The sequence below is a fragment of the Paenibacillus mangrovi genome (genome assembly GCF_022898935.1).
In the GTDB taxonomy this organism is placed as follows: domain Bacteria; phylum Bacillota; class Bacilli; order Paenibacillales; family Paenibacillaceae; genus Paenibacillus_AQ; species Paenibacillus_AQ mangrovi.
This window is the reverse complement of the sequence record NZ_JALIRP010000001.1, coordinates 871,189-884,917: the sequence shown is the minus strand read 5'-3', so window position 1 is coordinate 884,917 and position 13,729 is coordinate 871,189. Positions and strand designations below refer to the sequence as shown.

The following is a 13,729-nucleotide window of genomic DNA, read 5'->3' as shown; positions in this document are numbered from 1 at the left end:
GTTATATTATAACATTAAAGATTTTTTATATAAATCAGCACCTGGGCTTGATAACAAAGCAGGTGTTACTATCCTTTAAAATCTTCACTTTTCACAGGCTAAAAGATAAAAATTTAAATTTGACAATCAGAAGTATATGTGACATATTAGTTTCCGGAAACGTTTCCCATTACGAGCTCAAACAGCTCATCTAATCATAATTACATTTCATTTACGAACTGGAGATGACGTTTGACATGAAAGCACTCAGATGGCATGACCAAAAGGATTTGCGTCTGGACAACATTGAAGAGCCAACAGCTACAAAAGGCAAAGTAAAAATCAGAGTAGAATGGTGCGGTATTTGCGGCAGCGATCTGCATGAATATACTGCGGGACCGATCTTCGTTCCCCAGGACGCTCCTCACCCCCTCACAGGTGAAAAAGCTCCAATCGTAATGGGGCATGAATTCTCCGGTCAAGTCGTGGAAATCGGCGAAGGCGTAACCAAAGTTAGTGTAGGCGACCGAGTTGTCGTGGAACCAATCTATGCTTGCGGAGAATGTGAAGCCTGCCAGCAAGGTAAATATAATCTTTGCGAAAAAATGGGCTTCCTCGGCCTCTCTGGCGGTGGTGGCGGATTCTCCAGCTTCGTGGCTGCCGATGAAATCATGGTCCATAAAATTCCCGATTCCGTTTCTTACGAGCAAGGCGCGCTTGTGGAACCATCTGCAGTAGCACTTCATGCTGTACGGAAGAGCAAACTGAAAGTCGGCGATAAAGCCGCTGTATTCGGTGCCGGCCCAATCGGCCTGCTGGTGATCGAGGCGTTAAAAGCTTCCGGTGCATCCGAAATTTATGCCGTAGAGCTATCGCCTGAACGCAAGCAAAAAGCAGCTGAGCTCGGTGCGATTGTCATCGATCCGAAGGAATTTGACGCTGTGAAGGAAATTCATAAGCTCACTAATGGCGGCGTTGACGTAGCCTATGAAGTAACCGGCGTTCCGCCAGTCCTAACTCAAGCACTCATGTCTACGAAGATGGGTGGCGAGCTTATGATCGTCAGCATTTTTGAAAAGGAAGCTCCAATTCATCCGAACAACGTGGTTATGCAGGAACGTACCATCAAAGGCATTATCGGATATTGCGACGTATTCCCTGCAGTCATCAGCCTAATGGATAAAGGCTACTTCCCTGCCGAGAAGCTTGTGACCAAGCGCATCCAGCTGAAGGATGTTCTGTCTGAAGGCTTCGAGTCGCTGATGAAGGAAAAAGATCAAGTCAAAATTCTGGTTAAACCGGAATAATACGATTCGTTCTATCGGGTTATATCTATTCTTGATGAGTTTTATCTATCTATCCAGTTTCATCTTCCATATCAAAGCCGGATTCTCACGCTGAGAAATCCGGCTCTTTTTTAAATATTTCAGAACTAAACCATCCAATTTGCCCCTCCACAAACATTTAACTTGACAATTCAATAATTATATGATATAATAAAATATTTTGTTTGACATAGACTAAGTGTGGCGCTATGATAGTACCTGCTCAACGAGACATTAAATATATTTTGGAGGGTGCTATATGAACCAAACAGATCGTGCAAGTCAGATTCACATGCTGGATATTTCCGCAATGATAATGGGTAAAGTCGATACCATTCATCCCACTCTGATTCATGACGATAAACATGCCATTCTGGTGGACACAGGATTTCCCGGGCAAACCCCTTTGTTTACACAGGCGATGGAATCCCATGGCATTCGAATTCATGATTTGTCCCACGTCATTCTGACGCATCAGGATATCGATCATATCGGCAGCCTCCCGGCCATGCTTGAACAAACCGAACATCTAATCGAGGTGCTGGCAAGCGAAAAGGAGAAGCCTTTTATTGAAGGGGACCAGATGATCCTCAAAATCACGCCCGAAGCGCTCGCCGCAGCGGAAGCTATGATTCCGGCCAACGTTCCCGAGCAGTGGAAACAGGCTTTTCTCTCCACATTAAAAAATCCGCCCAAATCACCCGTTAACCGAGTGATCCAAGACGGAGAAGTACTGCCCCTGTGCGGCGGTATCGAAGTTATTGCTACGCCCGGACATACGCCGGGTCATATCAGTCTGTATCATATTCCAAGCAAAACACTCATAGCAGCAGATGCTCTCCGCGTCGTTGACGGCCGGCTGTACGGACCATCGCCCGAACAAACCCTGAATATGCCACAGGCGATGGAGTCCGTCAAAAAGCTGGCCAGCTATGAAGTTCAGTCCGTCATCTGCTACCATGGCGGATTATTTCAGGATAACGTCTCTCAAGCTTTGCAGGAGCTTGCACACATCTAGCTTCTTTTCCTTTATCCGTTCACTTTGACTTCAATCGCTTCATTGGCATGCTCATGTTCTTGAAACCATTCGAAAGCCTGCTTCATTTTCTGTGTATACGCAGGGTCCTGGCTAGAGGATATAAATCGGATGTCCGCTTTGCCCTGTTTTCCGAGGAGTCCCTTCTCAGCAAGCACGTGACGGAGTCTGCAGATGGTTCCGCGGCTCCCGTCAATAATCTCAATATGCTCCGGCAGAATTCGGCTGAGCAGTGGCCTATAGAATGGAAAATGGGTGCAGCCCAAGACCAACGTGCCATAGTCATTCAGATTGTATGAGGCCAATTTTTCGTTAAAATAAGCCGTCACCACTTCAGGATCAAACTGCATTGCTTCACAGTATGTCACCAGTTCAGGCAGGGGGAGCGAGTCCACGATACGGTGGTCGTCCACACGAGCTACCAGCTGGGTATATTTCGATTGATGAAGCGTCAGCGGCGTTGCGGCCACTAGAACTCTTTTTCCAGTATCACGGTTCATCTCAACGGCCGGCTTCACCGCAGGCTCCATTCCGATAATCGGAAAGTTGTATTCCCTCCGGAGCTCCTCCGCCGCGGCACTGGTTGCAGTATTGCAAGCGATCACGAGTGCTTTGATATCCTCTTGTAAAATTTGATCCAGCGACTCACGCACAGCGTCCTGCACCTGCTCCTTCGTTTTCGTGCCGTAAGGTGCATGAAGCTTGTCGGCAAAAAATAAAAAGTTCTCTTCGGGCAGCTGCTTTACAGCTTCAGAAAGTACGGTTAATCCGCCTAACCCTGAATCAAAAAGCGCAATTCGCATGTTGTTCACCTGATTTTTCATAGATTCAATACATCAATATTCTTTATTCCCCTATATGATGAAAACCAAATTTTTGCCAAAAGTCAAGGAAATCGGTGATGGGAAAATAATACACCTGCTGCAGCGATTCAAATCAATCCATGCAGGCATACGCTCTGAACCATTCAAATATCACGTTTGATCATGCAAGCAAATTCGGTGGGCCGATGATGTACGGGCGAAGTAAATACGCCAAAATGCTTGAAGCCGGCCTTCTCATATGTCCTCATCGCGCGCCCGTTAAAAGTCGCAACAACGAGCCGTATTCCTTTTTCGGGATAGGAACGCTTTACATATGCTATGCCTTCCTCCACAAATCGTGTTCCTCGTCCCTGTCCGGTAAGCTCCGGATTCATTCCTAGACCAAAATCGACCAACGATTCATCATGATAGATTCCCGCATCATAGCCGCCTGGAACACGCGCCGAATTCCCCGTACAATAAAAACCGATGATCTCCCCTTCTTCGGACCTGACGGAAACATAGTCCCCGTTCATCAGATCGGAGATATCCTCTTCACTTCCATCCATGCTGTATAAGTCATAAGGGTGCGGATACTTCCACGACGCGATCGCAGCCGCATCTTCAAGGTTCATGCTCTTTAATCGTTCCATCGCTGCTGCACACCTCTTCCTTGTTAAAATATTACCCGGCTTTCGTTGCCTGAGAGCATTCGCTGCCCCAGTCCACGGTCGATATAATTCGCAGATACCCGCTTAATGCCAAGCTCCTTGGCCCATACCGACAGCTGTCCGATATGATGTATTTCATGGGCAATTACATGCCGGAGGACCTCTCCATAAACCAGCGGCTCCGAATGCCAGGATACGTGTACTACCGAGTATTCTTTATCAGCATCAGCGTTCGAAAGAATCTCTTCCAGCTGTTTACGGCACATATCCGATAGTTCTTTTACGGCATCGAGGTCTTCATAATCTTCAAAAAGGGGTTCCCAATCTTCCATTCCTTCAATAGCCCTGATCCAGCTGAACTCAACATCCACAATATGAAAAAGGGTCTTCAGGATGGAACCGACGCCACCCGTTCTTTCCTCGATAAGCTCTTTAAGTGGCAGACGGCGGCATACCTCGAACCATTCGTCACGAACCTGCCAATTATATTCAAACCAACCCTTCATCAGAGCGCCTCCTCGTCTGGCCTTAAGGTTATTAATTAAACCTAATCCAAGTTTATTTTGCAGAACGCTCCTCTATCGACCATCCTATGCGGGAAGTGTGAAGCATTCCCTCCGTCAAATATCCATATAAAGCTGAGCATACATCACGATTTTCATGGATAGCGTGATCGTTGTCCTCCGCTCATTTCATAAGCATATCAGCATTCCACCAAGGAATCATTTACAAGTCATAGTATATCATGGATAAACAGTTCCTGTACGCGCAAAAAGCCGGATGTCATATCACCCGGCTTTTGCTTGGTTAGTTATGGATTGATCAAGTTGTAGATCATTTTTGCAAGTTCCACCCGGGTTACTTCCCCCTGTGGATCGAACATGGAATTGCCTTTGCCGTTCATGAGACCGAGCTTGTTCACATGGTCTACAGCTTCTTTGGCCCAAGGAGATACTTGCTTCATATCCTTGAACTCTGTACTCACTGAACCTGTACGTTCCTTACCATACATATAATCACTGATCTTCATCAAAATAACGGCTGCTTCCTCGCGGCTGATGGTGTCCTGAGGACGGAACTTCCCTTCACTGCCTTGAATGAAGCCAAGTTTAGACGCCTCTGCAACCGCAGCGGAGTAATAAGCGTCCGCAGGAACATCTTTAAAGATCTGACTTGCAGCGGTCAGATCCACACCAGCTGCCCTCATTGCTAGGGTTACGAAATCGGCACGTGTTACATTTTGACTTGGTCCGTAATGATCTTCGTCCATGCCCTGGATGAGATGCATTGCCGTAAGCTTCCCGATATACTCCTCTGCCCAGGATCCCTTAACATCCTTGAACTGTTTGTGGTACTCCAGCACAGCATAGATGCCCGGCTGATCTGCCGAGAAGGTCAGAATGCCGTCGCTCCATTTTCCGCCCTTGTATACCGGCTTCATGTCTTGCAGCAGATATACGCCCGCATATCCATTTTTGAGCTGTTTTTGCTGGTCCGCCGTAAGACTTCTTTGCACACTCACAGGTCCGCCGAAGGCAGTCACTCTCGTTTCGATTTGCCCTTTGATCTTAGCCATGTACAGCGAATATACCATGCCCACATGATTATACTCCTTCGAAGAACCGATGCTGCTGTTGAACGTTCGCTTAACAGTCTCGTTCATGGTGGTATCGATCCGCAAAAGAAGCTGATCGGCATCCTCCAGATGATCCGGCAAGGAAGCTGGCGGCAGCGTAACTGTCAATCCAGGTGCGGAGATAATCAGCGACAGCTGACTGTCTTTCGCCTTTTTCAACGCCGCGGCAGGTAGATACACAGCGGAAGCTCCCGCCTGCTCTTCTTTCCCGGTTAATTCCACGACCACTTTGCCATTGTTTGTGCTGGTGATGGCTTTTTCCAGTGTCTTGGCATCGGCATGATATGCACCGTCTGCGGACGGCTCTAGAGTGATTTGTCCGTTGGCGGGTTCAGGATCTGGTGTCGGCGGCACTCCCGGTTTGCCCGGATTCGTCGATGGATCTCCTCCACCTGTGCTTCCTCCGCCTTCCGGAGGGCTCACCTCACCTGTTTCCTTGCCTGTATAAAAGCCCCAAATATCTGATAATACGCTGCCGCTGTGCCCATCCTCGGCTTGGACATACCACTGATCATAGCTGTTTGAAGCCAGCCCTTTCCATACCACAGTGGCTTCCGTACCGCTCTTCACATTGGACTGAGTTCCGATCTGCTGATCGGTATAGACTTTTACTGCAATATAATCCGTTGCCACCCGTTTGGTTGTTGGTGCGAGTCCGAGATCCAGGCTGAATTCGTCTTTGCCTGCTTCCGTTTGCGGATCATAGTAGTTGTAATCATCCAAATAAGGAGAATACGTTTTGATATGCAGCTTGTTATTTTTCATGTCGAACTGCATGAGACGGATGTATCCAAGCCCGCCTTCAGGAGCACCTTGATAATCGGCCAGCATTTGATATACGTTACGGTCTGGAATGCCGTCACCGTTATCGTCTAGCTGATCGACCTTCAGCTCCGCATCATGATAGTGGCCAGACAATGCGGCGATGACGTTCTTATTCGGTTTGATGACCTTCTCAAAAATCTGATCGGCGATCGGAGCCCGGTTGTTCGATACTAGTAAATATTCATGCAAACAAAGAATGGCTTTGCGCTCAGGATATTTAGACACAATCTCGTTCATCCAGTCGATTTCCTTCTCGCCGAGTCCCCAGCCCATATAGACGATAATAAAATCATTCCCGTTCGATGAAACCAGATCATAATGTCCACGGTTGTCGTCATACGATCCGCCATACACCTGATTGCTTTTGAAGCGGTCCTCACCGAAATACTCCTTGAACTTGGTGTAATCGTTATTCTGGTGATCGACATCATGATTGCCTGCCAGCACGCCGTATGGAATATTGGCATCCTCCAGAACCTTCATGTCCTTGTCGGCTTCCTGCCACTGATATTCCTCGTAGGATTTATCGACGACGTCACCCGTATGGATTACGTATTTGATGTTCATTTTCTCCTTCTGATCCACGATCCAATTGACGACATTTTGGTAGATCATAGGATAACTTTGAGAGTAATACTGGGTATCCGACATCCAGACAAAAGAGAAATCATACGGATCCTGCGATTCAGGAGTAGACTTGTTTACTGCAGGTGCCCCCTGAACCGCGATCTCATCCTGAACCATGACATCAATGACTTGACCATTGGCATACTCGCCCGCATGCACCACAGCGTTTAGCTCGAAGTCATCCGCTCCCGCTATGACTTGATCCAGCTGCACCCATTTCTGCTGCGCCGGACTCCAGGCATACAGGCTCACTTTACGGCCTTCCAGCGATTTACCTTTCCAGTTGATTTCTACACGGTCTGTGCTTTTCACCGAAGGGTCTAGCTTGACCTCAAAGCGCTGGTAAGGGAACTGCTCCACGGAATCGTTCACGAGATATTTCCCGTCTACTGCGCTGATGTTCTCGTAATCCTCACGGCTTAAAGCCTTTTCCCCTGCAGGATCCATCTCCTTTGGAGGTTCGGTCGGTGACGTGTTGGTATAGCCCTTAAATCCTTCCGCGCGATTTCCATCATACTTGTATCCCTTATAGAATGTAACCTTCATTGGATCCTGATTCGGATCCTGCACCTTGACGGTTAGACTAGCATCCGTGCCGACATCGGTTTGTCCTTGCTTTGGACTGATCAATTGCGGAGCAAGCGGATTCTCGTCAGGCACATTGAAGTTAACAGTCTTCTCGGAAATGTTTCCGGCTTTATCCACGGCTTGGATATACAGCTTATGCGCTCCTCCAGCCATTTGGCCGGATGAGGTTGTAAACGGAAGCTCAATCGGCTTGTCATCCAGCTTCACTATGATTTTATCTACACCTGCATAGGCATCCTTGACGTCTGCATCAATAACGAACTCGCCCCGGTATTCTTTGCCTTCCTCTAGGGTTGGCTTAATCACCGGTGCCGTATTATCAACGATGACACTCGAGGTCACTTCCTGGTTACCATCCGATACCTTAACTTGATGAGGACCATCCGCAACGGAAGTGGTGTCCCAGGAATAGGTTTTGGCCTTCAGATACTCCGGCTTCAGGTCGAAATGAAAACCAATGAATTCGCTTTTGCCTTCAGAATCACCTATCTTGATTTGCTTTTCCTTTTCGGCATACGCCGGATCCCAGATTTCAGTTCCGTCAGCGAGCAAAAGTCTTACATTTTTAACTTCGAAATCATCCTTGTTTTCTTCCGGACGTTTATCGAATGGAGAAGTCTTTGAACCGGCCCGGATATAGATGACATTATCGCCTTCTGCCAGTCGTTCCGCACTGATCGGGAAAGACAATGTTGTATACGTCTCGATCGGATCCATAAACGTATACAAAATCGTTTTGTCCTCCAGCTCCGGAGGTCCCATCGTTACCGCATTTTTGAAATAGTAATCCACGTTGACGGCATCAAAAACAAAGTAAGCATCATGTTCAAGACCTGCCTTCATATCGCTGTCCTGCAGCTTTTTCCCGTCAACACTTAAGCTCACCCCGGTTAACCCGGATGATTGCGAGGTTCCCTTGATGATATGGGTGCCCTTCAGAATATCTTCGTCCTTGACATTCAGACGCAGCGGAGCTTCACTTGGGCCCCCCGTCACGGAAATCTTCACAGGATCGGATACCTTATCGTTCATGCCGTCCGAAACCACAAAGTAGTATTCAATATATTTGCGCCCGATCAGATCCGCTGAAGACAACTTGTAATGATACATCATATCGTTAAAATCTTCTTTCAGGCTATGCCTTGTGTATTCCGTCTGTTTGTCTGAACGAACATACACCTCGACAGAGGTAACCTCATGATCATCCCTCGCGTCTACTTTCAGCTCAAGCCCTTTGGATTGATCCACTTCCATGATGCCCGTCATGTCTTTAATGGTAGGAGGCACGGTATCTGCATTTATATGGACCAGGTCCTTAGGCACCTGAGTGGAAGATACAGAACCCGGGGTTGGTGTTTCGGTTCCCGAGCTGGCTTTGATCATTACATTGCCGCCATTAACCGGATATCTGTAGAGAATAGCTTTGTCTTCGTTCGTTTCGTCGCTTTTCGAGCTGCCCTCATACATCAGATCCGCATCATAATAGGCACTGGAAATTTCCCGGCCTGTATTCGTTTTGATCAAGACTGACCGCCTGCCGGAGTTAGCCATACCGTCGCTTTGAATCGTCTGCAGGGTTTGTCCGGGAACAAGGCTCGTTTTATAAAAACTGTTAAAATCACTTTCTGTATAAGCCGTGTTGGCGCTGTTCTTGATCCAGAAAACAACGGACCCTTTGGATGGAATGATAAAATCCTTTTGTGTAGATGGCCATTCAACGTCCGCCGAAGGACCTTTGTCCGGATAACGGTAATAAATCTTGTAATTTTTGAAATTTACCGGCATATCGGAATTGTTGTATACCTCGATAAATTCGTATGCGTCCGTTGAAGTTCCCTGAACATTCGTTGTATTGGGAACCAATTCGGTTACGAACAGCGCAGGCGCTTTTGACGAATCAAAAGGGGCCATATTGACCTGAAACGTGTATGGCTTGTCCAATAGGCCTGCTTGAATCCGGTAGTCCAGTGTAGGCTCTGCAAGAGCTGCTGCCGGTATCGTTGCTGTGTAATCTCCTGTATTGCCAGAGTCTGTCATAGTGGTTACCGTGTATCTCGCTTGTGATGGGGTCTTGTAAAGCAACCTAATAGCAGCTTTAGAACCGTCTGGATTCGTGCCGGGATTGAGCACATGCGCTTTGATCTCAAGATCCTTCACATCCACTACAGTTGCTGGAGTATGACTGATTTCAGTTTGTTTTCCTCCATCCACAACCGGTGGCACGATCTGGTCAGGATCAATGGCTCCCGGTGTTGCCGGCAGCTTCCCGGATGAATCCATAACGCTCATCAAGTTGCTTCCAGCAATCGGATGTTTAAAGAAAACACCCATATTCGGTTTGACATGGGCCGCTTCATAGGATGCCGATACGACCGGCTCCCCGCTCTTTGCTTTAATCATTAGTGTTCTAGCGCTGGCGTTGGCCATACCGCCTCCACCCTTGATGCGAAAAAGGTTGACGCCTTCCGTCAGATTGGTTCCATAGTTTTGGTTAAACTGTGCAGCAGTCTCCAGATCGTTCTTGCCGTTCATAATCCAGAATACGACCGACTGGTGGGCTGGTATGATGATGTCCGCTCCTGCTTCAGGCGCCCACGTATCCTTATTATTGTAAAAGAAGGTGTAGTCCTTAAAATTCACGTCCAGATCGGTATTATTGTATACCTCAACAAATTCATAAGCGTCCGTATTCGTCCCCGGAAGGTCCGTTGTATCCGGAGCCATCTCGGTAATCAGCAGGGCTGGTACTGTCGTAACGGAGGATAATGACTTGGGAGCATCTCCCTGAAATATTGTCGAGTAGGACTGGGATTGAATGACTTTTCCTTTGGTATCTAAAATCTCGATTGCATATTCCAGATTACGGCCGCTTAGTGCCTCACCCGGAATGACTCCCGTATATGTATCCTGCTGCTGTCCTTCAGGCATTAACGTGACAGGCGGCTGTTCCTGTCCATCCACTGTGTAACGGATTTGGCCGGTCCACGTCACACCATTACCGTACACGCCGGCTGTAACCGTATAATTCTGCTGCTCGGGAATCCATGCGGCTGGCGTATGCTGAAGCCGGATCCCCTCCTGTTCACCGCCTGAAGCTTCTTGTCCGTTGTTCACCACAGCTTCTGCAGGAGATGAATCCGCATTAACTGGATTGATGAGAAAGGAGGGAGTTCCTGCAGTTAACATCATGCTGCTCAGCATAATGATGGAGACACTCCGTTTGATTCTTTTTTTCCTATTCAATGCTGCTTACAACTCCTTTACAGTTTTACATTGGATTAAATCTTCACATATCTATTGTAAAAAGGATGTGTTCGCCGAATATTAATACAATGTAAACGGATGGTTAATCTCGTTAATATTGTTAAATAAATCTTCAATAAATATTAAAAACAAAAAAAAGCTGATCCACACACCTGTGACTCAGCTTCATGGGTGAATCCCTGAATGCTGTCCCTAATTTCAGCGATTGAGTTTTCCACCATTGTAGATAGCTTTCTTGGAAACGCCAAGAATGTGTTGAATACCAAAAAGAACAGCTAAAGCCCGCTATAGGGCTCTAACTGTTCTTACACATTATTGGCTCCGTCTGTCCGCATACTCAGCCATGGCATCTCGCATGAATACGGCTAATCCTTCACCAAACTTATCAATATTGCGGGTAAAACGTTCATCATCAACATACATTTGTCCAAGCCCTTTAAAGGCTTCGGGCGAATAATACCCCATCCGGTTCAACAGCTGGTACCACTCGCCAATAGCTTGCTGTGCTTCATCGGTGGCAGGCGATTCATGCCGTAGCTCAGCCAGCTTCCGGTAAATGGCGTTCATCTCTTCTCCCATCTGCGTTTGTTCTTCCTTGGACATCTTATTCAATCGTTCATTGGATTCGTCTACCGCCTTGTCACCCCAGCGTTCTCTTGCTTCCTGTTCATAAGGGTTGCTGCTGAAATCAAAGCCTGCAAATTTATCCTGATTCGTCATCCTGATCTCTCCTTTTTCATGCTTCATCGTTTTCTCCAAGGTATCGATCATCCGCTCCAGCCGGGCGCGCTTTTCCAGCAGCAGCTTGTGGTGAAGCTCCATCGCTTCCCTGCGGTCGAAATCCGGCCGGCTGACGATATCCCGGATTTGCTTCAGTGGGAATCCGAGCTCACGGAAAAATAAAATCTGCTGCAGCAGCGCCAGATCCTCATCCGAATAGACCCGGTACCCCGCCTCTGTCGTACCGCTAGGGTGCAGCAGGCCGATTTCATCATAGTGATGAAGCGTACGCACGCTGATTCCGGCCAGCTCCGCGACTTCCTTAACCATCATGGATGTTATCCTCCCTTCACCTTCACTATAGAGAATAACGTAACGTGAGAGTCAACAGGCATTTTTGATTTTTTTCAAGTCACTTATCCTCATGCCTACTCCTCATTCCGGTTTTCTTTGACCTGGCTTGTATACCAGCGGACTACTTTGGGGAAATCCCCCACAATAAAATAAATCAGCCCGGCAATCAAAAACAAAACGCATAATGTCAGTAATGGAGCACCGGATTCCTCCAAAACCATATCAAAATAATTCGAATTCCACCCGGAATTCGACGGCATAAGCAGCGCAGCCAGTATATACCTTATCGCAAACAGGAAAGCTGCTGTGACAAGAAATACGGATCCAACTCCTCTTCGGTTCATTCGAAGCACCTCCAGTTAAATTTTTTGGGACAATGCATCTATTTCGAAAATAACTATATGTACTTAACGTTCTATATGGCTTTGAGGTTACTTGGAAGTTCCCTTGATTATACCATTCTCTCTCCCGGATTCCGGCCTCCCTGTGATTTTATATGCCGTCCGTGATATCATAGAAAATAAATGCAATCTACATATGAAAATCACAATTTATCAAGGGAGCTGAACGATTTGAAACAGGAAATCATGGAACGCTTTATTTCCTATGCCAAAGTTGAAACACAATCGAACGAGGACAGCCCTACTTGTCCTTCCACGCCAGGTCAGCTGACCCTTGCCCGCAAGCTGGTTGAAGAGATGAAAACGATTGGCTTGCAAGATGTGACCATGGATGAGAATGGTTATGTCATGGGAACGCTGCCTTCCAATACCGACAAGGATGTGCCGACGATCGGCTTTCTTTCCCATGTGGATACGGCAACTGATTTCACCGGAGCAGGCGTGAACCCGCAAATCGTTGAAAATTATGACGGCGGAGACATCGTCCTGAATTCAGGGCTGAACATCGTATTGTCTCCAAAGCAATTCCCGGAACTGTCCGGATATAAAGGCCATACGCTGATCACTACTGACGGAACCACACTGCTTGGTGCGGACGACAAAGCCGGAATCGCCGAGATTATGACCGCCATGGCTTATCTGATCACACATCCGGAAATCAAGCACGGCAGAATCAGAGTCGCCTTCACGCCGGACGAAGAAATCGGCCGGGGACCGGAGAAGTTCGACGTGAAAGCATTCGACGCCACTTTCGCATACACGATGGATGGCGGACCGCTTGGCGAACTAGAATACGAGAGCTTCAACGCTGCCAAGGCCAGCATTACCATTCACGGCACCAACGTTCATCCGGGGACGGCTAAAAACAAAATGGTCAATTCCATCAAAATTGCGATGGAGCTTAACGGCATGCTGCCAGCTGAACAAGCCCCTGAGCATACGGACGGCTATGAAGGCTTTTACCACCTGCTCAGCCAAAACGGCGATACCGAACGCACCCGCATGGAATATATTATTCGTGATTTTGATAGACCAGAGTTTGAAAACAAGAAAGAAAACCTGAAGCGCATCGTGAAGGAGCTGCAGGCCAAATACGGAGAAGAGCGCATCGTGCTCGAAATGCGCGACCAGTATTACAATATGAAAGAAAAAATCGAACCCGTAATAGAAATCGTGGATATCGCTTATACGGCCATGGAAAGCCTGGGCATTAAGCCGATCGTGAAACCGATCCGTGGCGGCACCGACGGTTCCCAGCTGTCATACATGGGACTCCCGACTCCTAACATCTTCACCGGAGGCGAGAATTACCACGGCAAATTCGAATACGTTTCGGTAGACAACATGCTGAAGGCCGTTCAAGTCATCGTGGAAATCGTTCAACGCTTCGAGCAGCGCGGCGCATAACAGTATTCCAGAGGGCGACCGCTATAGAGGAACGCCAAAAACAACAGGATCAAGCGATCAAGTATGACCAAGAATACGATTCACAAAAAAGAG

General features: G+C 47.5%; 9 protein-coding genes. 3 read left to right on the top strand and 6 right to left on the bottom strand.

Going from position 1 to position 13,729, the window contains the following annotated elements:
• The first annotated feature begins 236 nt into the window (after positions 1 to 236).
• Positions 237 to 1,286: a 2,3-butanediol dehydrogenase gene (locus tag MUG84_RS04035; RefSeq protein ID WP_244720458.1), complete on the top strand. Its 1,050-nt coding sequence runs from the start codon at positions 237 to 239 to the stop codon at positions 1,284 to 1,286.
• Positions 1,287 to 1,563: 277 nt separating this feature from the next.
• Positions 1,564 to 2,322, top strand: a complete 759-nt coding sequence (locus tag MUG84_RS04030) for an MBL fold metallo-hydrolase (protein ID WP_244720455.1) — start codon at positions 1,564 to 1,566, stop codon at positions 2,320 to 2,322.
• Between the two features lie 11 nt (positions 2,323 to 2,333).
• Here the strand turns inward: MUG84_RS04030 and murI are convergent, their stop codons facing one another.
• From murI to MUG84_RS04000, 6 genes are all read right to left on the bottom strand, one after another.
• On the bottom strand, positions 2,334 to 3,143 hold the full coding sequence (murI, locus tag MUG84_RS04025; protein WP_244720452.1) for a glutamate racemase: 810 nt from the start codon (positions 3,141 to 3,143) through the stop codon (positions 2,334 to 2,336).
• A gap of 164 nt (positions 3,144 to 3,307) precedes the next feature.
• Positions 3,308 to 3,796: a GNAT family N-acetyltransferase gene (locus tag MUG84_RS04020; protein WP_244720447.1), complete on the bottom strand. Its 489-nt coding sequence runs from the start codon at positions 3,794 to 3,796 to the stop codon at positions 3,308 to 3,310.
• Positions 3,797 to 3,819: 23 nt separating this feature from the next.
• On the bottom strand, positions 3,820 to 4,320 hold the full coding sequence (locus MUG84_RS04015; RefSeq protein WP_244720442.1) for a DinB family protein: 501 nt from the start codon (positions 4,318 to 4,320) through the stop codon (positions 3,820 to 3,822).
• 305 nt (positions 4,321 to 4,625) lie between these two features.
• Positions 4,626 to 10,733, bottom strand: a complete 6,108-nt coding sequence (locus MUG84_RS04010) for an S-layer homology domain-containing protein (RefSeq protein ID WP_244720438.1) — start codon at positions 10,731 to 10,733, stop codon at positions 4,626 to 4,628.
• Positions 10,734 to 11,066: 333 nt separating this feature from the next.
• Positions 11,067 to 11,807, bottom strand: a complete 741-nt coding sequence (locus tag MUG84_RS04005) for a MerR family transcriptional regulator (RefSeq protein ID WP_244720435.1) — start codon at positions 11,805 to 11,807, stop codon at positions 11,067 to 11,069.
• A gap of 95 nt (positions 11,808 to 11,902) precedes the next feature.
• A complete protein-coding gene (locus MUG84_RS04000) occupies positions 11,903 to 12,172 on the bottom strand; it encodes a hypothetical protein (protein ID WP_244720432.1) in 270 nt (89 codons plus the stop codon).
• A gap of 228 nt (positions 12,173 to 12,400) precedes the next feature.
• Between MUG84_RS04000 and pepT the strand changes: the two genes are divergently transcribed.
• On the top strand, positions 12,401 to 13,636 hold the full coding sequence (gene pepT, locus MUG84_RS03995; protein WP_244720429.1) for a peptidase T: 1,236 nt from the start codon (positions 12,401 to 12,403) through the stop codon (positions 13,634 to 13,636).
• Positions 13,637 to 13,729 lie beyond the last annotated feature (93 nt).